Annotated in this window: 22 protein-coding genes; 11 read left to right on the top strand and 11 right to left on the bottom strand. The window is 58.7% G+C overall.

From position 1 onward, the window contains the following. Nucleotides 1-130 precede the first annotated feature (130 nt). The 3 genes from pnuC (at nt 131) to J3P95_RS12140 (ending at nt 2,121) form a co-directional block, all read left to right on the top strand. Nucleotides 131-694 (top strand): nicotinamide riboside transporter PnuC, encoded by a 564-nt coding sequence (gene pnuC / locus J3P95_RS12150; protein ID WP_434577051.1) that lies wholly within the window; start codon nt 131-133, stop codon nt 692-694. Next, nucleotides 691-1,215 carry an AAA family ATPase gene (locus J3P95_RS12145; RefSeq protein ID WP_434563805.1) on the top strand — a complete coding sequence of 175 codons (525 nt, stop codon included), beginning with the start codon at nt 691-693 and terminating at the stop codon, nt 1,213-1,215. Before pnuC ends, J3P95_RS12145 begins: the two co-directional genes overlap by 4 nt. A gap of 441 nt (nt 1,216-1,656) precedes the next feature. Beyond that, nucleotides 1,657-2,121: a hypothetical protein gene (locus tag J3P95_RS12140; RefSeq protein ID WP_434577053.1), complete on the top strand. Its 465-nt coding sequence runs from the start codon at nt 1,657-1,659 to the stop codon at nt 2,119-2,121. Between the two features lie 105 nt (nt 2,122-2,226). Here J3P95_RS12140 and J3P95_RS12135 read toward each other — a convergent pair whose 3' ends face one another. Continuing rightward, nucleotides 2,227-3,552 carry a sigma 54-interacting transcriptional regulator gene (locus J3P95_RS12135; RefSeq protein ID WP_434577055.1) on the bottom strand — a complete coding sequence of 442 codons (1,326 nt, stop codon included), beginning with the start codon at nt 3,550-3,552 and terminating at the stop codon, nt 2,227-2,229. Between the two features lie 341 nt (nt 3,553-3,893). On the opposite strand from J3P95_RS12135, the gene J3P95_RS12130 reads away from it, so the two are divergent. Beyond that, a complete protein-coding gene (locus tag J3P95_RS12130) occupies nt 3,894-4,160 on the top strand; it encodes a hypothetical protein (RefSeq protein ID WP_030142711.1) in 267 nt (88 codons plus the stop codon). Between the two features lie 187 nt (nt 4,161-4,347). Beyond that, nucleotides 4,348-5,637, top strand: coding sequence for a hypothetical protein (locus J3P95_RS12125; RefSeq protein ID WP_434577057.1), 1,290 nt, complete (start codon nt 4,348-4,350; stop codon nt 5,635-5,637). Nucleotides 5,638-5,711: 74 nt separating this feature from the next. On the opposite strand, the gene nhaA is transcribed toward J3P95_RS12125, so the two are convergent. From nhaA to gnd, 4 genes are all read right to left on the bottom strand, one after another. Further along, nucleotides 5,712-6,893, bottom strand: coding sequence for a Na+/H+ antiporter NhaA (gene nhaA / locus J3P95_RS12120; RefSeq protein WP_434626590.1), 1,182 nt, complete (start codon nt 6,891-6,893; stop codon nt 5,712-5,714). 92 nt (nt 6,894-6,985) lie between these two features. After that, nucleotides 6,986-7,807, bottom strand: a complete 822-nt coding sequence (locus tag J3P95_RS12115) for an HAD family hydrolase (RefSeq protein WP_434577061.1) — start codon at nt 7,805-7,807, stop codon at nt 6,986-6,988. Beyond that, nucleotides 7,804-9,324 carry a glucose-6-phosphate dehydrogenase gene (gene zwf, locus J3P95_RS12110; protein WP_434577063.1) on the bottom strand — a complete coding sequence of 507 codons (1,521 nt, stop codon included), beginning with the start codon at nt 9,322-9,324 and terminating at the stop codon, nt 7,804-7,806. The genes J3P95_RS12115 and zwf overlap by 4 nt, the downstream gene beginning before the upstream one ends. Continuing rightward, entirely contained in the window at nt 9,321-10,301 is a 981-nt protein-coding gene (gnd, locus tag J3P95_RS12105; protein WP_434563386.1) for a phosphogluconate dehydrogenase (NAD(+)-dependent, decarboxylating), read from the bottom strand. Before gnd ends, zwf begins: the two co-directional genes overlap by 4 nt. A gap of 272 nt (nt 10,302-10,573) precedes the next feature. On the opposite strand from gnd, the gene J3P95_RS12100 reads away from it, so the two are divergent. Both J3P95_RS12100 and J3P95_RS12095 read left to right on the top strand, forming a co-directional pair. Continuing rightward, nucleotides 10,574-10,747, top strand: a complete 174-nt coding sequence (locus tag J3P95_RS12100; protein ID WP_434563384.1) for a DUF6026 family protein — start codon at nt 10,574-10,576, stop codon at nt 10,745-10,747. A 245-nt stretch (nt 10,748-10,992) separates the two neighbouring features. Continuing rightward, complete coding sequence (locus J3P95_RS12095; RefSeq protein WP_434577065.1) at nt 10,993-12,732, top strand: phosphoethanolamine transferase CptA; 1,740 nt, start codon at nt 10,993-10,995, stop codon at nt 12,730-12,732. 22 nt (nt 12,733-12,754) lie between these two features. On the opposite strand, the gene J3P95_RS12090 is transcribed toward J3P95_RS12095, so the two are convergent. From J3P95_RS12090 to J3P95_RS12075, 4 genes are all read right to left on the bottom strand, one after another. Next, nucleotides 12,755-13,249 (bottom strand): GNAT family N-acetyltransferase, encoded by a 495-nt coding sequence (locus J3P95_RS12090; protein WP_434563380.1) that lies wholly within the window; start codon nt 13,247-13,249, stop codon nt 12,755-12,757. Nucleotides 13,250-13,301: 52 nt separating this feature from the next. Then, complete coding sequence (zapE, locus tag J3P95_RS12085; protein ID WP_434563378.1) at nt 13,302-14,423, bottom strand: cell division protein ZapE; 1,122 nt, start codon at nt 14,421-14,423, stop codon at nt 13,302-13,304. Nucleotides 14,424-14,505: 82 nt separating this feature from the next. Continuing rightward, the gene (locus J3P95_RS12080; protein ID WP_434577068.1) at nt 14,506-14,847 is read right to left on the bottom strand and encodes a nuclear transport factor 2 family protein; all 342 of its coding nucleotides are present in this window, start codon (nt 14,845-14,847) and stop codon (nt 14,506-14,508) included. A 51-nt stretch (nt 14,848-14,898) separates the two neighbouring features. Then, a complete protein-coding gene (locus J3P95_RS12075) occupies nt 14,899-15,615 on the bottom strand; it encodes a helix-turn-helix transcriptional regulator (protein WP_434563374.1) in 717 nt (238 codons plus the stop codon). A 161-nt stretch (nt 15,616-15,776) separates the two neighbouring features. On the opposite strand from J3P95_RS12075, the gene J3P95_RS12070 reads away from it, so the two are divergent. Continuing rightward, nucleotides 15,777-16,247, top strand: coding sequence for an LEA type 2 family protein (locus J3P95_RS12070; protein WP_434563372.1), 471 nt, complete (start codon nt 15,777-15,779; stop codon nt 16,245-16,247). A 54-nt stretch (nt 16,248-16,301) separates the two neighbouring features. Here the strand turns inward: J3P95_RS12070 and J3P95_RS12065 are convergent, their stop codons facing one another. After that, a complete protein-coding gene (locus J3P95_RS12065; protein ID WP_076384979.1) occupies nt 16,302-16,556 on the bottom strand; it encodes a hypothetical protein in 255 nt (84 codons plus the stop codon). Nucleotides 16,557-16,719: 163 nt separating this feature from the next. Between J3P95_RS12065 and J3P95_RS12060 the strand changes: the two genes are divergently transcribed. After that, nucleotides 16,720-17,037, top strand: a complete 318-nt coding sequence (locus J3P95_RS12060; RefSeq protein WP_186610626.1) for a DUF883 family protein — start codon at nt 16,720-16,722, stop codon at nt 17,035-17,037. A 61-nt stretch (nt 17,038-17,098) separates the two neighbouring features. Here the strand turns inward: J3P95_RS12060 and J3P95_RS12055 are convergent, their stop codons facing one another. Beyond that, a complete protein-coding gene (locus J3P95_RS12055; protein ID WP_434563370.1) occupies nt 17,099-18,130 on the bottom strand; it encodes an Ldh family oxidoreductase in 1,032 nt (343 codons plus the stop codon). Nucleotides 18,131-18,350: 220 nt separating this feature from the next. Here J3P95_RS12055 and J3P95_RS12050 point away from each other — a divergent pair, with 220 nt between their 5' ends. Further along, the gene (locus J3P95_RS12050; RefSeq protein ID WP_434577072.1) at nt 18,351-23,183 is read left to right on the top strand and encodes a dermonecrotic toxin domain-containing protein; all 4,833 of its coding nucleotides are present in this window, start codon (nt 18,351-18,353) and stop codon (nt 23,181-23,183) included. A 152-nt stretch (nt 23,184-23,335) separates the two neighbouring features. Next, nucleotides 23,336-24,334, top strand: coding sequence for a FecR family protein (locus tag J3P95_RS12045; RefSeq protein WP_434577074.1), 999 nt, complete (start codon nt 23,336-23,338; stop codon nt 24,332-24,334). The last annotated feature ends 32 nt before the right edge of the window (nt 24,335-24,366 follow it).

Below are 24,366 nucleotides of genomic sequence, written 5' to 3'. Positions count from 1 at the left end.
TGGACACTGTTGTGATTCACCGTGGCGAGGGAGCAAGCTCCCTCGCCACGCCAACCCACATTGGTATTGGAGCTGCCCGCGTCATTACGTTTACAATCCCCGCCCTTTCCGACTTCCCCAAGGAACAACCATGTCCGGGCTTGAACTGTTTGCCGCAGCCCTCGGCGTGATCGCTGTCTGGTTGACCGTCAAGCAGAATCCCTGGTGCTGGCCGATCGGCTTGGTCATGGTGCTGCTGTACAGCTGGATTTTCTTCGAGGTGAAGTTGTACTCCGACATGCTGCTGCAAGGGGTCTACGCCGTGCTGCAACTGTACGGCTGGTGGCAGTGGACCCGCGCTGGCGGCCACCATCACGGGCGGCAGGTGACGCGCCTCGGCGGGCCCTCGGTGTTGCTCGGCCTGGCCATCGGGGCGGCGGGCAGCTTGCTGCTGGGAGGCGCCATGGCGCACTGGACCGATGCCGCCCAACCCTGGCTCGACGCGGCGCTCACCGGTTTCAGCCTGGTCGCCCAATGGTGGATGGCGCACAAACGCGTGCAGTGCTGGCCGCTGTGGATCGTCCTGGATGTGATTTTTGTTGGCCTGTTCCTCTACAAAGGCCTGCACCTTACCGCCGCGCTCTATGCCCTGTTCACCCTGCTGGCCGTGCAAGGCTGGCGGGAGTGGCGCGCCGACCCGGCACTGCGCACATGAAAGTGGTGGTGCTGACCGGCCCGGAATCCAGCGGCAAGAGTTGGTTGGCGGGGCAGCTGGAGGCGCACTTCGGTGGCGTGCGGGTGGATGAGTACGTGCGCCATTTCATGCAACGAACCCAGCGTGATACCTGCCTGGCCGACATCACCGACATTGCTACCGGACAACTGGCCTGGGAAGACGCGGCCCGCGCCAGGCAGCCCGCGTTGCTGATCCTCGACACCCACCTGCTGAGCAATATTCTCTGGAGCCGGACCCTCTTCGGCGATTGCCCGGACTGGCTCGAACCGGCCTTGCTGGCGCGCCATTACGATCTGCACCTGCTGCTCAGCCCCGAGCAGGTCGAATGGGTCGGCGATGGCCTGCGCTGCCAGCCAGCGCTGGACGAACGTGTGATGTTCTTCGAGACGATGGAGGATTGGCTGGTTCGCCATCGGCAACCGTTCCTGAAGATCGGTGGCGGTTGGGCAGAACGTCGTGAGCACGTGCTCACGGCCGTGTCCCGGTTGCTCCAGGCCTGATCGTGTTTCATCCTTGAAACATCACGACCGCCTCAAACCCCACCCCCGCCGCGCCTGCGATCATTGCGCCCATGACTGTCAAGTCACTGAAACACTCCGCGTAAAGGCCTAAGCATAGCCATTTGATGGCAGCTGGCCCCTCGCCACGCGCGAGGGTTGTCTCAGCGATGAGACAGATTTCGCCACGAGCGCCCTCCACATCTTTCAAGCCATTGAATTCATGTACTTTTCCTGAAGCGGCACAACACCTGCTCTTCCCCATGCCGGGTCTCTAAATCGCAGATAAAGCCTTCCCCCGCAACCAATGGGTCATCCAGATGAGCCAGAGCGCCAGGCTGGGGAACCCGCCTGGCTGACACCGCATCCGGGGGCGCCGACTCACCCGGCGCAGCACATAAGAAAACACCCACACTTAACCATCGACATGCAAGGAGACACACCATGGAACCTACAATGGCGCTAAAACCATTGGCTTTCGCTCTCACCGCTGTCATGGCAATGGCTGCACAGGCAGGTGGTAACAGCAACGGCAACGGCCATTGCAACCATCAAGGGGCGTCGCAGGATCAATTGCCCCCCAGCACCGCCGGCGCCGGGGCCACAGTGCTGGATGAACAGGACAACGACGGTCGTGTAATGATCGACCAGGAGGACGGCGGTTGGGACCATCGGGGCGGCTACGGCGGCGGCCATTACGCCGGCAGGATTTCCGACACAGGCACGTTCGAACTTGTCGGCAACAACACCCCGCAAGTGTTGACTCTCGATGGCTGGAAGAACGCGATCTTGAACAGGGCCGCCGTGAACAACGTCTCTGGCAATGGCGAAGCCAACGTGTCGACCGGCGTGGACGACCAGCCGAGTCACTCGATGGCCATTGCTGCCAGCTGCAAAGCCTGCATGTAATCACGTGGAACGAAGCCCCGATAACGGGGCTTTGTTTCAAGGATTTCACCGGCGTATCGATCACGGGTTCGATATCCGTTCCTAAGGGGAACGGGCAAGGTGGATTCAGCGGATCTGATGCTTGTGCAACAACCGATAAAAAGTCGGTCGCGACACGCCCAGCACCCTGGCCGCCACACTCAAGTTATCACTGTGGCGGTTGAGCACATCGCTCAGCGCCTGGCGCTCGGCGCGGGTCTTGTAGTCTTCCAGGGTGCCCATCGGCGCAGTCACGCCTTGACGGCTGGCCAGGCCCAGGTCTCGGGCTTCAATCTGCCGCCCCTCCGCCAGCACCAGGCCGCGTCGAACCCGGTTGGCCAGCTCTCGCACATTGCCGGGCCAGTCGTGCATGCCCATCGCCACCAGCGCATCTTCGCTGAAGCTGCGAGAACGGCGACCGGTTTCATGGCTGTAGAAATGCGAAAAATGGCTGGCAAGCATCGCCAGGTCGCCATGGCGTTCACGCAATGGCGCCATGACCACTTGCAGGACGTTCAAGCGATAGTACAAATCCTCGCGAAAACGCCTGTGCACGATCGCCGCTTCCAGATCCACATGAGTCGCGGCCAGTATGCGCACATCGACCGGGATTGGCTGGCTGCCGCCCACTCGCTCAATGTGTTTTTCCTGGAGGAAACGCAGCAGGTTGGCTTGCAGCTCCAGCGGCAGATCGCCGACTTCGTCGAGAAACAGCGTGCCGCCATGCGCCGCTTCGATTCGCCCGATCTTGCGCTGGTGGGCGCCGGTGAAAGCGCCCTTTTCATGGCCAAACAATTCAGACTGGATCAGGTGTTCGGGGATCGCTCCGCAATTGATCGCAATGAACGGTTTGTTACGCCGATGAGACTGGCGATGCAACGTGTGGGCGACCAGTTCCTTGCCGGTGCCGCTTTCACCACGAATCAATACCGGTGATTCGGCGGGCGCCAGCTTGGCCAATAATTTTCGCAGTTCGCGGATGGGTTTGCTGTCGCCCAGCAGTTCGTGTTCAGGCTCATCAACGTGAATCGAGCCCTGCCCCCGCAGGCGTGCCATGCCGAATGCGCGGCCCAGCGTCACTTGGACCCGGGACACGTCGAACGGCAAGGTATGGAAATCGAAAAACCACTCGCAGACAAAATCGCCGACATTCTTCAGGCGCAGCAATTCTTGGTTGAGCACGGCGATCCATTCGGTGCCGCTGCGGCTGATCAGTTCCTTGACCGCTTCGGGGCGCTCCAGATGTGCCGGTTGCAAGCGCAACAGACCGACGTCGCATGTCCGGTCCCCGGCATGCTCAAGGGCGCAACTCTCGACGTCCCAGCCCACCGTCCGCAGACCGGGCAACAAGCGATGACAATCATCGCAGGGATCAACCACGAGCAGACGACGTGACGTACTGGCTTCGATCATGACTGATCCTTGGCGCCAAAAATAAGAAATATGAGTAGAAACAGTCGTTTGGCGAACCTGCATGTAACAGTAGCAAGAAGTTGACGGCTGCTTGTATCAATTGATTATCGAAGAACGCTGAAAGTGGTTATAAGGCGGCGTTTCGTTAGTTGCCGCTTACTTGAATCTTTCAGCAAGCTTTCAAACAAAAGCGAAAAACCCTGGTCTGAAAGAAAATCGAAATTTATTTGGAGATTGTGTGACCTGTGCCCCGGTTCGGGACATCAGTACAAGTAACCAGCCGCACGGTACGCCCAACCGACGGTACATCATTTGAATGGGCACCTTTGAGAGATAACGCCATGAACGCCCCGCTCCGTATCAACGAAGCTCTTTTGATTGCCGACCGCGCATTCCGTCCTTTTCAATGCGTGGCCTGGGCTCCACAAGACGGTAACGGCGAACTGAGCCTGACCGTCATCGACCGCACCAATACGCACATTGGTCGCACTCAGATTCCAAGCAGCGCCTACACCGACCCGGCCCAACTGGCCGACCTGTTGAAACAGGCGCGCGCTGAATTGAGCCAGGAAGGTTACAAACTGCAATCCTGGTCCATGCCTGAATAAACACTTCCTGCGAGCCGGTAATGATTTGCCGGCTTGGTACTGGATTGAAAAGCCACTGTTTCGGCACGAATTGTCCTCACAACTGTAAGACCTGACAGTTGTGCATTATCAGATTCGCGGATTGAATGTCTGGCGTCATGCAATCACTTCCCTCTTCGGGACGGTCGATGCGCAAGGAGAGGCCTGCATGTTCGATCAATCCGCACTCGTGCTTGCGACACCCGCGACCTATCCCGGTCAACTCGATTCAGGCTTTGCCGGTGCCGGCAAAGCCTGGGTTCGTTTTGCCGACGACACTTCAAGCCTCACCACCGGGCTGGCCATTGACCAGGCTGGCCGGATCTTGTTGGCAGCCCGGGTCGATACGCCCCAGGGTTGCCGCTTCGGCCTGACGCGACTCAATGCGGATGGCTCGATAGACAAGAGCTTCGCGGCCCAAGGCTACGTGGTCGGGTCGTTTGAAAAGGGTTGCGAAGCCACAGCGGGCAAAGTCATTGAACTGCCCGATGGAAATATCCTGTTGTCAGGCCTGCACTACGAAGGGGCCGACCATACCCTTCCCGCCCTGGCGTTGTTCGACCCGCATGGCCGTGCCGTCCCAGGCTTCGGCGAGGCCGGGCGACAGGTCGTCCGGCTGTGCGGCAATCTTTCCCAAGGGTTGCGTGATCCCTGGCTGCCGCCCGGCGTGCCTGGGATGGAGGCTTGCGACATCCAAGTGCAGGCCGATGGCGGGATACTCTTGCTGGCCAACCATCATTTCCAGATGTCCGATCATGTCGGCGTGCTGATCCGCCTGTTGCCCGACGGCTCACTGGACCGCTCGTTCAACAGTCGCGGTTTCGTGATGGTCCGGCGGCTGCTGAAAAATACCTGGTTGGGCTGCCTGAGCCTGCAGACAGACGGCAGCGTCATCGCAGGCGGTGCCATCGACTTGCCCCAGCGCGGATTGGTGGTGCGCTACGATTCCACCGGCAAGCTCGATGACAGCTTTGGTGAGGATGGCTTCCTGTCCGTCGCAGCCCAAGGCCGCAGCGTAATGATCAGCCAAGTGGTCCAGCACGGGAACGGTGACTTGCAGGCGTTCGGCAGCAGCCGAGACCCGATGCATTGCCTGTCGCTGAAAATTCGCCAGGATGGACAACCGGCCCCGGGGTCCAGCGAGGGCCAGTGCCGCCTCCTGGCGTTTGGCAGCAATGCCAGTCAATGGATGGCAGCGCAGATCCAACCGGACGGAAAGGTGCTGACCGCCGGTGCAACCATCGGTAGTATCGAGGCCGATTTCGTCCTGGCCCGACACCTGTCGGACGGCCATCTCGACCCGAATTTTGGCCGGGGCCAGGGCTGGGTCCGCACTCGGCTCGGCTACAGTCTCGATACCGCTACGTCCGTGGCCGCACAAGCCGATGGGAAAATACTGGTAGGCGGTTACTCGTTGCACGGCAGCCCAAAGGCCGTCGTGATGCGATATTGGGCCTAAGCACTGCCCCGGTTTCCCCTTGTCCTCGATCAAGTCCATGAAAGCCGGAAGGCCCGCCATCAGGCGGGCATTACTCATGCCTTCGAAGAAGCGCAGAAACGCAGCACCAGGATGCCTGCGAGTGCAGCCAGGGTAGAACCGGCCAATACGCCAACCTTGACCTCATCAATGAGTAGCTGGGAACCGGGGAACGCCAGGTTTCCTATAAACAAGCTCATCGTGAACCCGATCCCGCACAACAACGCCACCCCATACACTTGCCGCCACGAACTGTGGGTCGGCATTTGCGCCAGGCCGGTCTTGATCGCCACCAGCGCGAAGGTGAAGACGCCTATCTGCTTACCCAGCAACAGTCCTGCAGCGACGCCCAGTGGCACGGGATCAAGCAGGCTGCTCAAAGACACGCCGGCCAGGGATACGCCAGCATTGGCAAAGCCAAAAATGGGCATCACGACGAAAGCAACCCATGGCGATAACCGCCGCTCAAGCCGGAGCGACGGAGACTTCGCTTCATCAGCGTCTTTGTTGAGTGGGATGCAAAAAGCAAGTGCGACACCCGCCAGCGTGGCGTGTACGCCAGATTTGAGCACCAGCACCCACAGCACCGCCCCTAGCACCAGATAGGGCAACAGCCGGATGACCCCGGCCTTGTTCATGACCAGCAGCACAGCGATCACCGCGGCGGATGCCACAAGCATCGTTACATCCAGGCCACCGCTATAGAAGACGGCAATGATCGCGACCGCACCCAAGTCATCCAGAATGGCGAGCGCGGAGAGAAAGACCTTCAGGGACATCGGCACTCGGTTGCCCAGCAACGAGAGCACGCCCAGCGCAAACGCGATATCGGTGGCAGCCGGGATGGCCCAACCCGCCAACGTTTCAGCAGAACTCCTGTTGACCCAGGCATAGATAAGGGCGGGCACAATCATGCCCCCCAGCGCTGCGAAACCCGGCAGCGCTCTCTGGCTCCATTTGGCCAGCTCCCCTATCTGCATCTCGCGCTTGATTTCGAGCCCTACCAACAGAAAGAACACGGCCATCAACGCATCATTGACCCAATGCTCGACGGACATGCCCAGAAAAGATGCATGCAGTGCGTTGGTATAACTTGCGAACAGCGGGCTGTTAGCCACGATCAGCGCAGCGAGCGCCGAAAGCATGAGCACGATGCCGCCTGATGATTCCGATTGCATGAAGCGTTCGAGTGGCGTGGCCGCCCGCGAATCGCCTCCCTGAGTTGAGCTATTCCCCATTGTTTCCTCCCGTAGTCCGATCAGCACCGGATTCTACCCAATACTCAGGCGTGCGGGCAGTTGTCTTACAACTTCATGGAAACAAAGTGACGTTATTCCGGCAGGATGTACCGCTCGATCGCCAATGCCGCGCCATCCTCGGTGTTGGCTGCGGTAACCACGTCCGCCTGGCGCTTGATCGCCTCCTCCGCCTGACCCATCGCAATCGAGAAGCCCGCCCGGTGGAACATCGCCGGGTCGTTGCCGCCGTCCCCCATCGCAGCCGTCTGTTCCAGCGGCACGCCCAAGAAGTCAGCCAGGGTCGACAAGGCTTGCCCTTTGTTGGCCTTCATGGCAGTCACGTCGAGATAGATCGGTTGTGAGCGCGACACCTGGGCCTGGCCCTTGAGCAGCGGATGCAACCGAGCCTCGAGCTCCACCAGCAGATCGGTGTTGGCGCTGGTCGCGACGATCTTGTCGATACGCTCCAGGTAAGGCTCGAAGCTCTGCACTTGAACGGGCGGATAACCTAGACCACGCGTTTCAACTGGCACCATGGGGCCGTTGACATCGCGTACCAACCAATCGCCATCGGCAAATACCCAGACCTCAATACCCGGCTGATCGGCGTACAGGGCCAGCGTGCTCAGTGCCGCTTCGGGTGGCAGGTAGTGCACGGCAAGGAAACTGCCGTCCGGGTGCACCAGCGTGCCACCGTTGAAGGCCGCGGTCGGCAAATCGACGCCCAGGGCTTCGATCTGCTGCAACATGGCCCGGGGCGGACGCCCGGTGGCCAGGCTGAACAGCACACCGGCCTCGCGTAACGAGCGGACCGCTTCGATGGTGCGCTGGTTCAGGCTGTGGTCGGGCAGCAGCAGCGTGCCATCCATGTCGCTGAGCAAAAAACGGATGGGGTGTTTCGGCTGGCCACTCATCCGAGGCCGTGCCAGACGCGACCGTCGCGAGTCAGCAAATCGTGGGCAGCGCTCGGACCGTCTTCCCCGGCCTGGTACGGCTGGATAGCGGCGTCCTCACGCCATGCATCGAGGAACGGCTGCACCGCACGCCAGCCGTTTTCAATATTGTCGGCGCGCTGGAACAGCGTCTGGTCGCCCGTCAGGCAATCGTAGATCAGGGTTTCGTAACCCGTTGACGGCTGCATTTCAAAGAAGTCCTTATAGGCAAAGCCCAACTCGATATTGGCCATGTCGAGGGCCGGCCCTGGCCGTTTGGCCAGCAAATCGAACCACATGCCTTCGTTGGGCTGAATCTGGATTCTCAAGTACGTGGGTTGCAATTCGTCGACTTCGGTGTCGCGAAACTGCGCATAAGGCGCCGGTTTGAAGCAGATGACGATTTCGGTGTCGCGCACGCTCATGCGCTTGCCGGTGCGCAGGTAGAAGGGCACGCCTACCCAGCGCCAGTTGTCGATCATGACCTTAAGGGCGACGTAGGTTTCGGTATTGCTATCGGGCGCTACGTTGGTTTCCTCGCGGTAACCACTGACAGACTGGCCATTTACCTGGCCTGCGGTGTACTGGCCGCGCACCGAGTTGGCCCGGGCCTGCTCCACCGACCAGGGCCGGATCGCCCCCACCACCTTGGCCTTCTCGCCACGCACGGCATCGGCGCCGAACGCGGCTGGCGGCTCCATGGCTACCATTGCCAGCAACTGGAACAAGTGGTTGGGAACCATGTCTCGCAACGCGCCAGTGTGCTCGTAGAAACTGCCCCGGGTCTCCACGCCGACCGTTTCGGCAGCGGTGATCTGTACGTGGTCGATGTAGTGGTTGTTCCAGAACGCCTCGAACAGGCTGTTGGAGAAGCGGCTGACGAGAATGTTCTGCACCGTCTCCTTGCCCAGGTAATGGTCGATCCGATAGATCTGTTTCTCGCTCATGACCTTGAGCAGGCAGGTATTGAGCGCCTCGGCGGTTTGCAGGTCGGAGCCGAACGGCTTCTCGATCACCACGCGCCGGAAGGCGTCATCCTTCTCTTGAAGCAGCCCGGCCGCGCCGAGGCGACGAACCACTTCACTGAAAAAACGTGGCGCGGTCGCCAGGTAGAAGACCGCATTGCCGGTGCCGCTGGTGGCGATTTTCGCCGCCAGCGCTTGGTAGGTACTGTCATCGAGAAAGTCACCCTGGACATAACTGATGCCCCGGGCCAGCTTGGCCCACAGCGCCGGATCGAGTGCGCGGTCGGCATCGCCGCCCTTGCTCGCCGCTTCGTTACGGATGAAATCCTCGAGTTTTTTTGCAAAGTCCACATCGCTGATAGCGTTGTGGTCGACACCGACGATCTGCAGGCCATCACCCAACAGCCCGTCACGACTGAGATGGTAAAGCGCCGGCATCAGCAGACGCTTGACCAAGTCACCATGGGCACCGAACAGGAACAGCGTGGTCGGTGGCGCGGGTTCTGCCTTGGATTTCCTGCCGATCGAGGTCATTTTTTCGGCGTCTCCACATGGCCGCCGAAGCCGAAACGCATGGCTGAGAGCATCTTGTCACCATAGGTGGCTTGCTGGCGGGAGCGGAAACGTGCGAACAGCGAACTGGACAGTACCGGTACCGGCACCGCTTGCTCGATGGCGGCTTCGATGGTCCAACGCCCTTCACCGCTGTCGGCGACTTCACCGGAAAATCCATCCAGCTTCGGATCGCTGGCCAATGCGTCGGCGGTCAGGTCCAGCAGCCAGGACGAAACCACGCTGCCACGGCGCCAGACTTCGGCGATATCGGCCAGGTTCAGGTCGAAACGCTGCTCTGGCGGCAGGCTCTCGCTGGATTTGGTCTTGAGGATATCGAAGCCTTCGGCAAAGGCCTGCATCATTCCGTATTCGATACCGTTGTGGATCATCTTGACGAAATGACCGGAACCGGCCGGGCCCGCATGGATGTAGCCTCGTTCGGCGCGGTCGTCGTCGGACTTGCGGTCGCGAGTGCGTGGGATATCGCCCATGCCCGGCGCCAGGCTGGCGAACAACGGGTCCAGGCGCTTCACGACTTCGACGTCACCGCCGATCATCATGCAATAGCCGCGCTCAAGGCCCCAGACGCCGCCGGATGTGCCGACGTCGATGTAGCCCAAGCCTTGTTCCGAGAGCGCCTGGGCGCGGCGAATGTCGTCCTTGTAGTACGTGTTGCCGCCATCGATGATGACGTCGCCCGGCTCCAGCAACTCGCTCAGCACGGTGATGGTGTCTTCGGTGGGTGCGCCGGCGGGCAGCATGACCCAGACCGCTCGCGGTTTTTCCAGGCCGGCGACCAGTGCCGGCAAATCCGCGACGCCCGTTGCGCCTTCCTGGCTCAGGTTTTCGACAAAAGCGGCATTGCGGTCATACACGACGGTGGTGTGCCCATTGAGCATCAGGCGCCGCGCAATATTGCCGCCCATGCGGCCCAGTCCAATGATCCCGAGTTGCATGTGCTGGTGCTCCCTACTACAAATAAAGGTGTGTCAAAGATGAAACGCAATCGACTAGTGGAGGTTAGTCCAGAGCATGGCCGCATAGTTTCCGGGTAAATCGCCCGATCACAAAGGATAACGTTCAAAAACCGGCCGAAGACACGTCGACCATGAAAAATAAAAAAGTTCCATCAACGGGCAAAAGTATTCAGAATTGGTGCCGATAAAGAATTGTCGCCAAGAAACTGACGACATCTCTCTAGTTGATGTAGCCATTTGCGAGGTGAGCAATGGGCCCTGTCGTTACCGCACGTCCTCCCCAAACACTTTACGTGACCATTCGTCGCGACGAATTACGCCTGCTGAAAGAAGAGCGTGATCTGCTGCTCGACGAAGTGACGCAGTTGCGCATGCAGTTGCACCAGGCACAACTCTCCTACCAGGGCCAGGCGTTGGCTCGCTGATCCAACGCCAGAGAGTCTTGGTACTTGAAGTGACGCCGGGCAAGCTGGCGTCACTGAACCACTGGAGCTCGCTCAACGTCATTTCTGCAACCTGAAGCGCCAGTTGCATACCATTCTGTGACCAAAAACTCACAAAGTTTTCACCCCCTTTCCTAATAATCCAGCCTTCACAAATAGTTACGGCCAAGATCTGTGGGCACCGATCCGGTGCAGGCAGTCTCGCCGGCGAAAGGCTGGAGCGCTTGATGAGTGTGTTCAAACACAGCAAAACGACTGCTAGAGGTTTCGACTGGGCCGGGCTCGGCTGGCTGTTTTTATTTTTCTGGTATTTTTCAGGCATCACCCAACTGCTCATTCTGGCGAGTGGTACCTCTGGCTTCACCGGGTTCCGCCAAGCCTTCGTAATGAGCGCGTTATGGTTGGCGCCCCTTCTTCTGTTCCCTGCTCGTACCCGTCTTATCGCCGCGATCATCGGCATCTTGCTCTGGGCTTGCTCCATGGCCAGCCTTGGCTACTTCTTCATTTACCATCAGGAATTTTCACAAAGCGTCATCTTCATCATGTTCGAGTCGAACGTAGCTGAAGCTAGCGAATACATGACCCAGTACTATGCATGGTGGATGGTGCCCGCGTTCCTGGCCCATACCTTGGCAGGCTATTTCCTTTGGACGCGCCTTCGGCCGCTACACCTTCCCCGCAGTCAGGCCTGGATGGCGGCGATGGTGATCGTAGTCGCCGTTGTCGGCTATCCGTTGACCAAGCAGACCCTGCGTACCGGAAGCCTGGCACTAGGCGTGGGGGAATTTGAAAGTCGCATCGAGCCTGCGGTGCCATGGCAAATGCTCGTGGCGTACCATCGCTACAGTCAACAGCTGGAAAACATGCAAGGATTGCTTCACAGCACCAGAAAAATCCCTCCCCTGGGCAACCTCCAGGACACCATGGCCCATCAGCCCGCAACCCTAGTGCTGGTGATTGGCGAATCGACCAACCGTCAGCGAATGAGCCTCTACGGCTACCCGAGAGAAACCACGCCGGAGCTGGACAAGCTCAAGGACCAGTTATCGGTCTTCGACAACGTCATCACCCCACGCCCCTACACCATTGAAGCGCTGCAGCAGGTGCTGACCTTCGCCGACGAGGAAAATCCGGACCTCTACCTGAGCACGCCGTCGCTGGTGAGCATGATGAAGCAGGCCGGCTACAAGACGTTCTGGATCACCAACCAGCAGACCATGACCAAGCGCAACACCATGCTCACGACGTTTTCTCAACAAGCCGATGAGCAGGTCTACCTGAACAACAATCGCAACCAGAACGCCGCGCAATACGATGGCGACGTGATCGAACCGTTCACCAAGGCCCTGGCTGACACCGCGCCGCGCAAGTTGATCGTGGTGCACCTGCTCGGCACGCACATGAGCTATCAGTACCGATACCCGCCGACGTTCAACAAGTTCACCGACCGCCAGGGCGTTCCCGCCGGCGTGCGCGACGATCAGCTCCCGACCTACAACAGCTACGATAACGCGGTGCTGTACAACGACTTCGTGGTGTCCAGCCTGATCAAGGACTACGCCAAGACCGACCCCAACGGCTTCCTGCTGTACCTGTCGGATCACGGCGAGGACGTTTTCGATTCGCCGGGCCATAGCACACTGGGGCGCAACGAAGGTAAGCCGACGGCGCCGATGTACACCATTCCGTTCATGGCCTGGGCCTCGCCCAAGTGGCGCGAAACCCATGACTGGAATTTCGCCGGTGATCTGTCACGCCCCTACAGCAGCTCGCACCTGATTCACACCTGGGCGGACATGGCCGGCTTGGACTTCGATGAGCTCGACCGACGCAAAAGCCTGGTCAGCGATGCCTTTAAGCCCCGGCCATTGCTGATCGGCAACCCTTACCAGAGCCAGCACAAGGCGCTGATCGATTTCAGCCTCATGCAGCCCAAGGGGCCGGGGGGCCAGGTCGTGCAGAAATGATCGAAAGAGGCTGCGCCAGCGGCTATAGAGGCTTTATCCAGAACAGCATGCGACCGTGGGCCGGGTCGAACATGCCCGCGGCGAAGCCGAACTTGGCGTAACTGGCCTGAGCCACGGCGTTGCCTTCCAGTACTTCCAGGGTGATCTTGCAGCACCCGCGCTGGCGGGCAATGTCCTCGACTTTCTGCAACATCTTCTGACTCAAACCCAGCCCGCGAAACGCAGGCATCACGGCAACGTCGTGGACGTTCACCAACGGGCGGCAGGCAAAGGTCGAGAACCCCTCGAAGCAATTGATCAACCCCGCCGGTTCGCCATTGACGAAAGCCAGCACGCTGAAGGCGTGAGGCCGCTTGGCCAGTTCTTCAGGCAGGTGCGACAACACCTCAGCGGATAGCGAATGACCGCCCCCCATTGGATCCTCGGCATAGCCGTTGAGCACCAGGCAGATCGCTTCGGCGTGGATCGGGTTGGTGTAGCTGGCTTGCAATACAAGGATGTCCTTGGCTTCTTCCATGATCTTGATCTCGCTCGATAAGGCCGACGGTTTGCCGCCGGCAGGATTCAGGTCAGGCGGGCTGGCCGAAGCGCTGCAATTGCATTTCCTGGAGGCGACTGAGAGTACGGCGAAACGGGAATTGCAGATAGCCCTCGGTGTACAACTGGTCCATCGGCACCCGTGCCGACAGGTATAACGGCACCTTGCGGTCGTAACACTCATCGACCAGGGCAATGAAACGCCGAACGCCATCGTCGTGAATCGACAGCTGCGGCAGTTCACGATCACCGGCCTCGACCCGCTCGACCCCGTCTTCGGTGCCGCGGGCAATACGTCCTTCACGCTGTTCGGCGCTCAGGGCAGGCACATCACTGAGGAGGATGGCCCTGAAACGGTCGCACAATGCCATGAAATCCACGGCTGAAAACGGCTGGTCGCAAAGGTCCAGGTAACGACTCCAGAGCACCGTGTCGCTGGCCTGGACTGGAACGACCTGTCGATGACCGACCTCGATCGCTTGGTTGCCGGATGCCTGCCCCGCGCTCAACTGGCCGAAGACATCGGCCAGCGGGTCAGGCTGGCCCGGCTCGCGCATCCAATAGCGCTGCTGCGCGGTGCCGGGGTGCTGACGGTGATCTTGCCAGCCGTTCACCGGCACCACCTGCATGTGCTGCTTGATGGCCGTGATGGTCGGCAGGAATCGCTCACGATTGTGCCCGCTGGCATAGAGCTCGTCCGGCGGCAGGTTGGACGTGCTGACCACCACCATGCCCAGCTCGAACATCACTTGGAAAAGACGGCCAAGGATAATCGCATCGCCGATGTCCGTGACGAACAGTTCGTCAAAGCACAGTACCCGAACTTCCTGGCTCAATTCACGGGCCAAGGCTTGCAGCGGGTCCGGGGTGCCGGTGAGCTGGAACGAGCGTTGATGCACCCAGGCCATGAAGTGATGGAAGTGCTGTCTGCGAGCCGGAACCTCGAGGCTCTCGTAGAAACGATCCATGAGCCACGTCTTGCCCCGCCCGACCGGCCCCCACAGATAAACGCCTTTGACCGACTTGCGGCCCTCATGCAATGCCTTGTGGCATTGCTCCAGCGCCATGATTGCCAGTTCCTGGGCTTCGTCCTGGACGAAACCGTGATGTTCGATGGCATGCTGCCAAGCGCTCAAGGGGGAATTGAAAGTCATGCAGGCCAGGTCCGGAAAGCGAAGGTGGGGAGTATGCCATGGCCAGGATCCAGGAATATTCCCCAAAGACAGTGCTTGCTCGCTACACAGAGATATCCAACCGACTGATTTTCCCCTGCTCATCGAGCCGGAAGGTATAGCGCAGCTCCAGTGGACTGCCGGGAAAGGTACCGGAGATCAGGTTTTGTACCAGCACCTTCCCGGTCCGCTGCTGCACGTTGAGGACTTCGACCCGTGGCTGGAAACGTTGCGCAGTGTCTTCGATCCATTGGGCGATGGCCTGGGTGCCGAGCTGATGGTTGCCTTCATCGAACACGCTGGCATTCTCCGCGAAAAAACGCGTCGCCGCCGAGCTGTCGCGGGCATTCGCGGCGGCAAGGTAACCGGCGATGGCCGGGGCCAGGGAAGAGACGGGATTGGACATGTCATGGCTCCTTGTTGTATCGATCCGCAGCCATGCTAAAACAGTGTTGTGTCAGTTTTTGTCAGGAGTGAAGCGCCCGGCTTCATCAAGGTTCATCAGCGCAAGCCAGGCGCGCAACAAATCGCTGCGCCTGCCGGGATAGCGCTCGCCCTGGGCAGTGGCGCAGGCAATCCGGTCAGTCCGAAAGGTCCGGTAGGCACCGCGCAATTCACACCAGGCCACCACGACCCGAGCCTCGTTGAAAAAACCCAGCGCCAGGGGCCAGATCAATCGGTGGCTCGGGATCTTGTTGACGTCGGCGTAATCAATATGCAGCTTGGCTTGAGAGCGAATGGCCTGGCGAAAGACGTTCAGCTCTACCGTGTTGCTCGGGTAGCCATAGCCCGGCGGACCGGGCAACACGGTGGGGTTGTGCAAGGCGTCGCGCAAGCCTGGAGCCAGCACCGCCTCGACTTTCGCCAAGGCATCGGCGGCGGCCTTGCCGAGCACTTCATCGCCGCGTTGGTCGACGTAGCGCAAGCCCAGCACGATGGCCTCGATTTCGTCGGCGGTGAACATCAAGGGTGGCAGGAACAGGCCGCTGCGCAACACATAACCGATGCCCGCCTCGCCCTGGATCGGTGCGCCCAAGGCGGTGAGTTCGGCGATGTCGCGATAGAGCGTGCGTTCGGACACCTTCAGCTCGGCCGCCAATGTCGCGGCGGTAACCGGGCATCGCTTGCCCCGCAAGACTTGCAGCAAAGTGAGCAGCCGAGTGGTTCGCGACACAATGAAAGAGTCCGCAGGGGAAAGTTGCAGCAGATTAGCAGAGGCTGGTGTCAGAAACTGTCAGTAGAAAAAGCAAACACCTCGCCACAGAATTTGCAGGTTTCCAGGGATATGCCTTGAGTTATGGTGCCAACACGTTTCTTACACGAGAGAGCATATTCATGCGCAAATTCCTCGGCTTTTCCCTCATCCTGATGCTGCTCGGCCTCAGCGCCTGCGCGCTCGTCCCGCACCGTGACCCGCTGAATATCAACGTGGTCGGGATAGAGCCGCTGCCCAGCCAGGGCTTGGAAATGCGCTTTGCCGTGAAGCTGCGGCTGCAGAACCCCAACGAAACCCCCATCGACTATAACGGCGTGGCATTGGACCTGGAGGTCAACGGCCATACGCTGGCGACAGGAGTCAGCGACCAGGCCGGCTCGATACCTCGTTTCTCCGAAGGCCTGTTGAGCGTACCCGTGAGCATCTCGGCCTTTTCCGTCCTGCGTCAGACGCTGGGCCTGGGCCAGACTCAGAGCCTGGACAACCTGCCCTACGTGCTGAAGGGCAAACTCGCCGGCGGATTGTTCGGCACGATGCGTTTCGTCGACCGCGGCACCCTTGATTTACCGGGGTCCGCGGCCAATTGGTGAATCACCTGAAACGCACGCCCCGGCGAAGCTATCGTCGCAACCTTTAAGTGAAGTTTATTTATTGGCGGCCATCAGGCGATTGACTTCACTGCGCACCATGTTGGCGTATTCCGGTGGCGACATGCCGTCCAGCTCGGCGCGCACCCACTCTGACCACTTGCCCTTGCGCTTGGAACGTTCACCGAACAGCCGGGCAGCGTCGCCCTTGGCCTTGCCCAGATTGTTCTGCCACAGCTCGAACAGTCGGGATTTTTCATCTTCCAGCGCCGCGCGCTCGGCCAAGGGCTTATCAGCGAGATTGAAGCTCATGGGGGAATTTCCTGTCGCGTAAATAGGCGCCATCTTACACCTTGCGCTGAAACGTCTTAACCATGATTTTAGATGCGCTGCCCGGACCTACCGCAGATGCTGCAACTTTTAAGCAAGCGAAGCACTCCACTGATCATTGCCATCATCTTCAAGGAGCACCTCAATGGCCCGTAAAAGCGCCGCACAATCCAACGGAGAGCAAATCAAGGATCAAGCCTTCAGCGAACTGAAAGCGCTGATCGAAGAGTCGGAGAAGCTACTCAAGAGCGGTGCATCCCTGGTTGGCGAAGATGCCGAAAACCTTCGGGGCCAAATCGCGCAGAAGCTGCAACAGGCATTGGATGCGGTCGCCAACGCCCGGGAGCGCACCCGTCCGATGGTCGATGCCACCGAGGTCTATATCGGCGGGCATCCGTGGCAGACCGTGGCGATTTCCGCGGGTTTCGGGCTGGTGGTGGGGTTACTGCTCGGACGGCGCTGAGCTCGGGTCCATGGCGAGGAAGCGCACTTCCTCGCCATACGTTCTCGTAATCCTTGAGCACTCACTGTCCCGCCAACTCCCGCAGCTGCGCCAGCGTCTGCTCATCCAGCGTAATCCCGCGCTCATTGGACTTGCTCCGCTCACGGTGGCGTCGATCCCCCGGCAATCGCCGCAATCCAACGCCATGCATCTGCCTGACCAGCTCCTGGCTGCGCTCGGCAAAACTTTGCCCGGCGGCCTTGCTCGGATCGATCACGATCAGCAACTGCCCGGTCCACGGCGTCTTCGCACCTGGATGATTGCTCCAGTCGAACTCAAACGAAAAGTTACCGCCCGTCAGGGCAGCGGCCAGCAACTCGACCATCATCGACAACGCCGAGCCCTTGTGCCCGCCAAATGGCAGGAGCGCTCCACCTTCGAGAATGGCTTTTGGATCACGGGTCGCCTGGCCGAGGCTGTCCACGCCCATGCCTGGCGGCAGCAGCTCGCCTTTGCCCGCGGCGATCTGGACATCGCCATGGGCGATGGCGCTGGTGGCCAGGTCGAAGACAATCGGCTCGCCATCGGCCCGGGGCGCGGCGAAGGCAATCGGGTTGGTGCCAAACAGAGGCCGGTCCGCGCCGTGGGGCACTACGCAGGTCATGCTGTTCACCACGCTCAGGGCTACCAGACCTTCATAGGCAAACGGTTCGACATCCGGCCACAGGGCCGCAAAGTGATGGGAATTGCGTATCGCCAGCACCGCAATCCCGGCGCTGCGGGCCTTCTCTATCAGTAGTGGACGAGCGGCAGCCAACGCCGGCTGGGCGAACCCGTTGCAGGCGTCCACCCGTAGAAACCCGGAGGCAACGTCCTCGACCACCGGTACCGCCTGACCATCGGCCCAGCCGCTCTTTAGCGTCGAGACGTAGCCGGGAATACGGAACACCCCATGACTGTGGGCTCCATCGCGCTCAGCGGCGGCGCAATTTTCGGCCAATGTGCGAGCGACCTCGGACGAGGTGCCATGACGCAGGAAAATCTGCTCCAGCAAACTCACCAGAGCATCGAAAGATAAGGTGCAAGAAGCGGCATGATCGGATGGCGCAGACATCTGAAGCTCCGGAATGATTGTTGGAGGTAGCAACAGCGTAAAGGACCCGCCGGGTGATTAAACACTGTTTCAGGCGCGCACTGCCAATCCTTCCCTGCCGCAGACCAAAGAAGCCCGGCGTGCAATAACTATGTACCACCCTCACCCATCCATCGTTGCCTAGTCTCGGCCCTTGTGTCCTATTCGCGCCGTCTTTCGGCGCCTTGATCGAGAAGCAACGATGACCACAGAAACCACGCCACTGCTATTTCCGGAGGTATTGAACGCCACTCGCCTGGACGAATTAACCGCTCCCCACGGGCTGACCCAGGCCGACCTCGACTGGCTGCACCATGTTTCCTTGCCCAGCCATACGCAACGTACGGCGCAGACGCCGCCGATGTTCGCCGAAACGATTCTGTTGCAAGCCGAGGAAAAACCGCCCATTGCACTGGCCGGCTGCTTCACCCTCAGCGCCTCGTCAAACAACAGCCTTACAATCACCTCCCCGGCTTTCCTCTATACGCCCAGTCGTGGAATCGAAAAGTTCGACAACCTGGCATCCCTCGAAGAAAAGATTGAGCAGATGCGCCAGGACACGGCGCAACACGACGATCTCTTTCGCCTCCTGCCGATCTCCCAGCGTAGCGAATTGAACAGCACCACCGACATCAGTCAAACCAGGCAAATCATCGTCGGGGATGTTTTCAACGCCCAGCTCGAATCCATCGAGAACGCGCAGAGCCTCAATGCCCGGGCCCTGGTGAACGAACTGATCCAGCTGCCCTCGCTAAGATCGATGCTTGACCAAGTATTGAACGAGGCGGCGCCAGGCCTGGACCATCGACAGATTCGAGTGGCATTCATCAAGGGGACTCACTTGGGAGATCCGAAGGCAATCCCGGTGACTGAAAGCATCCCACTGAGCGATGCAGTCCTGGACTACTTTCATAATCAGGGCTGGCCTGCCGGCCATCACATCGATCTGACTCATCCCGGGACGCCTGAATCCTCCTACACCGCGCAGCAATGGGAAGACCTCATAAGGGACACGGCCAAAACACTGATTGCGACGCTGATCAGCTCTATCGATGCATTTTGGGAGGGAACGACATCCTCTTTCTATATGTCACGACGCAAACTTCTATCTCATGTCATTCACGATGGATTATGGGCCTCCATCCTGATCGAGCGGGAGAAAAAACAACTGACGGATGAGCAGAGTCAGGAGCTGCTTCGGTTATTCCGCCCCTCCCGCCGAGACGAGCCTCTGCTGTTCATCGAAACCATTCGGCTCTGGGAATATGAACCGCACTACGTGGAGCTTGCCGGTTCCATGATGATCAGCGCCAAGGGACATTATCTTTATACGCCCCTCGAAGGCTTTCAAAAAATAAGCAACTATTCAGGTTTCAAGGACAGGCTGTACGGCCAATCCGCGAGCAGCGTAGAAAAGGAAAAAATCTATAGCCTCCTGGGCCTGGAAGAGCGTAACCGCTTCCTGCGCTTTGATGAACCGCAGCTCTCGGGAAAAGCACTGGACTTGCCGATAGCCGAAACCCTGGCAAGCGCGATAATCGAAAAGCAGAAGAATAACTTCCATTACGCATTGGAAATGTCTCGCCAGGCCGATGTCGACATCCATTCGTTGATCGACAAGGCGCTGGATATACGTGCGTTCATTAACAAAAGCCTTTTGAGCCAGCCAACCGCCGGACATTGGGGGACGCATCCGGCATTTCATGGCGACCTGCGCCCATCCAACTTCATGGCCGATCAACTGGAAAGAAAAATCAAGAGCTATACCGATGTGGAAGACGCTTTCGACGGCCTCTTTGGTCAGTTACCGACCTCCCCCGGCGTTTCGCTGCACAACCAACTCAGGCCGCTGCTGGCTGAACTGACCAATGTTTTTTCGTTGGGTATCCGCGCCGAGGCCGAACTCAGGGAACTTGATTCGAGCCTGCCGTCGATTGCGAATGAGCTGATCCAAACGGTTTTTGCCTACGACTCAGACTACCCGGACCGCTCACAACGTAAAACCGTCAGGGGTTTTCGGCCGGACGTCTATTCGTTGACGCTCGCTTGCAGTGAAGAAGGCCAAACGATTCAGTTGCCTCTCGCCAATTGTTTTTTATTAACCGAGCGTGGAGGACTCGATACTCCCTACTCAGGCATGGCAATCCTTTGGAACCCCGCCGAGGGCTTGCAGGGTTTTTCGTCCATTGAGATTGCCACCCAGAAATTGAATCAACATCTGCTCGACTCTCAAAGACGCTTTGGCTTACTCGAAAATCTCACCGCCCCTCAACGCCCGCCCCATAGACGCTACCAGCTCCATGCGTATGAATTGATCGAAGACAACGTGCTGGTAAATCGGATGAGTTCGTTTATCAAGCACTTTGAGGCCGAATATGGCTATCTGAGCACGTTGAAAGCCGGCGATTGGAGACTGACCGGGCCGGCACTGGTCAAAAGTCTTCAGGCGCTCGTGAACAAAGGAGCGCCCACCAATCTGGAACGCGCCAAATCCATTGCCCAGGCAAATAAACGCCAGCAGAAACTACCCGCCTGGCTTGGCACGGCCCCCCTTGAAGAAAAACGCGTGCACGTAGAAGTGGTCGAGCAATATAAAAACAGCGTGTCCGATGGCAAGGATTACCTGGATGGCATCGAGCCCCTGCGAACTTATGTGCAGAAAAAAATGCAAACGCTATTGGACGCGCGCTTTCCCCGGAAAAACCTGGACCCGGAAACTATCCAGATCACGCCCAACCTGGCGATCGTGGGGCCAGCCAGTTCGTTGACCGACTTCGCCTTGCATCACGTCGATGTGACCGAGAAGGGTTTCAAGGTTTCGTCAACGTCCACGCAGCCGTTGCCCGGTGGTTTGAACGAGACGGCGGTGCGGCAAATGTTATCGTCGCTAGAGATCCCGAGCACCTATAAAAACCATGTAACCCAAGCACTTTCCGGCAGCGCTGCGGACGCTCAGTCGAGGAAACGGCGCTTTCGCCAACAGCTCCCTTGGCAATTGTTGCAGTACGCTCACGCACGGTATCTACAGCAACACCTTTCCCCGACGGCATACGACCTGTTTCGGCAAATAATGGACATGCCGGACGCCATCGCCCGCCAAGCAGTCGATGGTTTCAGCGCATACTTCCGCCCTCTGGAGCTGATCAAAACCGAAGGCGGTGCCGCGATCAAAGCGTTGGGGCTTTACCTGTTCAGTTCGACTAACGATGCAACCAGCCCTCATGTTCTGTATTCGCCCTACCATGACGGAGATCAGCTACAAGAGTTCGAGAATGAAGAGAGCATCGTCGCTGCATTCAATACGCCCGGCGCGCTCCAGGATTTGCTGATTCGCCGGCTTCCCAAGGAGCAACAAGCCACGTTTAAAAATCTCTTCGCCTCCACCCGTGGGAAACAATCGGAGATAACCCTGGGCTTCAGTCCCATCAATACAAATGTTCTGCATACGCTGTATGACGACAATGCGGCGTTACTGGCAGATATGTTGACCGCGCAAACCCAGAACCACCGTCAGTCTGATTGGGCCACAGTCCTCCAGCTGTTCAGCACCGGCGTCAGGATGCTGGGCAAACAGTTACCGGCCAAACTGTCCTTTTTGGAAACACTCTGGGAGAGCTACCAGGACTTCAAGGATTCCGCCGAAGACTTGCAGCGGCATGATTGGAAGAGCGGGCTGCACAACTTTATCGCGGGCGCCGCGGAAATGGTTTCCCTTGGTTTTTTGAATCGCAACGATACATTCGGCCTTCTTGACCCCATCGAACCCATTTCGGCGAGCACCCCGCCACCGTTGAACTGGAAGGACATCGCATGCACGGCGTCGGCCCGCACCGACCTGCAAGTCTTCGAAGCCTTGGATGTCAGTCTCTCGGATCTTCAACGAAACTTGATGCACGGAATGTACAGGGCAGTGGAAACCGGCAAGCTTTACATTCCCCTCGCCGGCAAGGTGTATCAAGTGGCAAAAGCCGGCCTGGCATGGCGAATCATTCATGACGACGGCGAAGGACCGATATTGAAGTATTCGCCTGCTGACTCGAAATGGGCGATTGATCCACAGCGCCAGACGATTCGCTTTGGTAAGGCCGGGTCGAAAATGGCCGTCACCTACAGCGACTTCAAGGCCAAGGGATCATTGAATATCGAAGCACGGGGCATGGCGGAAATACGCGGGAAATACCCTTATCGCGCAAATATGATCGTGCAAGCACTGGAGACGGCACGGTTCTATTGCTCCAACGCCCTTTATAATGTGGAACGACTGAAACGACAGGTGCTTCCAGGCTCGCGACTCGATACCTACCTGAAGGCATTTTTTGGCGTAAGCGTCGTCGACGCCAGTCTTATCCGCAAAATAGACGCAGCGATATCACCGATATGCCAGGCATTAGCCAACCCCTTATGGGCGCAGCAGAATGGAGAAAACATCGTTGTCGGCAGTCTTAAACATCTAGGGGATAGGGCAACAGCCTTTGTCCTGGAACCCGCTAGAGTCGAAAGAATTTATCTCACGCAATATTTCTTCGACATGGGACTGGATTGGTATAAGTCCGCCGTACCCAACTACTTCAATGTCGACGCGCATGGCCAGGCAGCCACCTTCATCCACGAAGTTTCCCATCAACTGCTCAATACACTCGATATCGTTTACCTGGATGCGGCGTATCCATTTCTGGACTTGATTCCGACAATGACCCATACGGGACGAAAGGAATACGAAACGCTAAAGGCCAAGCAAGAGGAAGGACTTTCATTGGCCACGCCTAAATCGAAATTGTTTACGCAATGGAATGAATCAGACAACAGGCTTACGAACATCGAGCAATTGCCTATGTATAAGGACACCGTCCGAGAAATCCTGAAGATAACCGGCGCTGAAAACATGAATGGCGCACGTGACGCGTTCCTCGACCCGACTCTGCCCGACAAGCGCATCGACGTCATGCTGCGTAACGCCGACTCGCTCACGCTTTTGATTTGTGAATTGGGACGGCGACTCCATGTGAGTCCCACCCGCAAAGTTGTGGCGTCGTGATCTGGGTTGGGATGTTGATCATTTTTTCACGCAGGGTATGCGACGGTAGGCTATGACACGAGAAAAAACGGCTCATTGTTGCTCAAACACCCTAACGGCTGTTCTCGACAGCTCATGCCGAAGGTTAGAATGCAGCGAACCAGGAAGAGCCAATGACCGAACGAACACTCTCGGAAGCCGAATACGACGCCATTACCGATGCGGCCGCCCATTGGTGTATGCGTTTGCACGCTGAAGATTGCACAGAGGCCGAGCGGCTGGCGTTCAAGCAATGGCACGACGCTGATTCCCTGCACGCTTTTGAATACGAAGCCATGTTGGAAATCTGGGGTGTCGCCGAGCATTTGCCGCGTGTCGAGGCAGCACCGGGCGCTTGCATCGGACGTCCTCGGTCGGGCTGGGTCCGGTTGGCCATCGCTGCCACGGTGCTCGCCCTGGGCCTGCCCCTGGCCGCGTTCACCGGTTGGAATCTGGGATGGCTACCCAACGCCTATCAGCGATTCGAGGCTGGCACGAGCGTGCGTCAGATCATCCTGGACGACGGCAGCCAGGTAGAACTCAACCTGGGCAGCGAGTTGGTGTTCGCCAACTACAGGGACGAGCGTCGGGTCACGCTGAAAAAAGGCGAGGCTTTTTTCGACGTAAGCCATGATACCCGGCATCCGTTCGTCGTCCGGGCAGGCCAGGGCCAGGTACGCGTGACGGGTACTCGTTTCAACGTCTGGCTGTATCAGGATCAGGTACGGGTCACGCTGCTGGAAGGTTCCGTTTGGGTGACCAGCCACAAGGCGTCCAATGCTGGCGGTTCACAGCTGTCACCCGGCATGCAGGCGAGCTACAAGGCTGGCGATTTCCAACCGCGGGTTCGCGAGGTCGGGGTCGATGACAGTTCATTGGCGTGGCGTAACGGCAAGCTGGTGCTGGATAACCTCGCCCTCTCGGACGCACTGCCTTTGATCAATCGCTATCTCGACCACCCCGTCATGCTGGCCGACAACAGCACGGGCACCTTGCGTATCGGCGGTATCTACAACCTCAACGAGGTGAAGAACCTCGTGCCTACGTTGCCTAAGGTCTTGCCGGTCTACCTGACACAGAACAAGGACGGCAACCTGGTGCTCAATGCCATCGGCCGCCCACCCCGAAACTGAAAAAGCCGCCACCCATACGGGTCGCGGCTTTC

The sequence above is a fragment of the Pseudomonas sp. Z5-35 genome (assembly GCF_051131945.1).
Taxonomy (GTDB): domain Bacteria; phylum Pseudomonadota; class Gammaproteobacteria; order Pseudomonadales; family Pseudomonadaceae; genus Aquipseudomonas; species Aquipseudomonas marvdashtae.
This window is presented reverse-complemented; position numbering and strand designations above follow the sequence as displayed.

Bases quoted from the DNA above. Each gene is read 5' to 3' on its own strand.
- J3P95_RS12070 (WP_434563372.1), top strand. From the start codon at position 15,777: ATGCGCAAATTCCTCGGCTTTTCCCTCATCCTGATGCTGCTCGGCCTC.
- J3P95_RS12045 (WP_434577074.1), top strand. From the start codon at position 23,336: ATGACCGAACGAACACTCTCGGAAGCCGAATACGACGCCATTACCGAT.
- J3P95_RS12140 (WP_434577053.1), top strand. From the start codon at position 1,657: ATGGAACCTACAATGGCGCTAAAACCATTGGCTTTCGCTCTCACCGCT.
- nhaA (WP_434626590.1), bottom strand. From the start codon at position 6,893: ATGGGGAATAGCTCAACTCAGGGAGGCGATTCGCGGGCGGCCACGCCA.
- J3P95_RS12115 (WP_434577061.1), bottom strand. From the start codon at position 7,807: ATGAGTGGCCAGCCGAAACACCCCATCCGTTTTTTGCTCAGCGACATG.
- J3P95_RS12050 (WP_434577072.1), top strand. From the start codon at position 18,351: ATGACCACAGAAACCACGCCACTGCTATTTCCGGAGGTATTGAACGCC.
- zwf (WP_434577063.1), bottom strand. From the start codon at position 9,324: ATGACCTCGATCGGCAGGAAATCCAAGGCAGAACCCGCGCCACCGACC.
- J3P95_RS12090 (WP_434563380.1), bottom strand. From the start codon at position 13,249: ATGGAAGAAGCCAAGGACATCCTTGTATTGCAAGCCAGCTACACCAAC.
- J3P95_RS12125 (WP_434577057.1), top strand. From the start codon at position 4,348: ATGTTCGATCAATCCGCACTCGTGCTTGCGACACCCGCGACCTATCCC.
- J3P95_RS12080 (WP_434577068.1), bottom strand. From the start codon at position 14,847: ATGTCCAATCCCGTCTCTTCCCTGGCCCCGGCCATCGCCGGTTACCTT.
- J3P95_RS12130 (WP_030142711.1), top strand. From the start codon at position 3,894: ATGAACGCCCCGCTCCGTATCAACGAAGCTCTTTTGATTGCCGACCGC.
- zapE (WP_434563378.1), bottom strand. From the start codon at position 14,423: ATGACTTTCAATTCCCCCTTGAGCGCTTGGCAGCATGCCATCGAACAT.
- J3P95_RS12065 (WP_076384979.1), bottom strand. From the start codon at position 16,556: ATGAGCTTCAATCTCGCTGATAAGCCCTTGGCCGAGCGCGCGGCGCTG.
- J3P95_RS12055 (WP_434563370.1), bottom strand. From the start codon at position 18,130: ATGTCTGCGCCATCCGATCATGCCGCTTCTTGCACCTTATCTTTCGAT.
- gnd (WP_434563386.1), bottom strand. From the start codon at position 10,301: ATGCAACTCGGGATCATTGGACTGGGCCGCATGGGCGGCAATATTGCG.
- J3P95_RS12135 (WP_434577055.1), bottom strand. From the start codon at position 3,552: ATGATCGAAGCCAGTACGTCACGTCGTCTGCTCGTGGTTGATCCCTGC.
- J3P95_RS12095 (WP_434577065.1), top strand. From the start codon at position 10,993: ATGAGTGTGTTCAAACACAGCAAAACGACTGCTAGAGGTTTCGACTGG.
- pnuC (WP_434577051.1), top strand. From the start codon at position 131: ATGTCCGGGCTTGAACTGTTTGCCGCAGCCCTCGGCGTGATCGCTGTC.
- J3P95_RS12060 (WP_186610626.1), top strand. From the start codon at position 16,720: ATGGCCCGTAAAAGCGCCGCACAATCCAACGGAGAGCAAATCAAGGAT.
- J3P95_RS12100 (WP_434563384.1), top strand. From the start codon at position 10,574: ATGGGCCCTGTCGTTACCGCACGTCCTCCCCAAACACTTTACGTGACC.
- J3P95_RS12145 (WP_434563805.1), top strand. From the start codon at position 691: ATGAAAGTGGTGGTGCTGACCGGCCCGGAATCCAGCGGCAAGAGTTGG.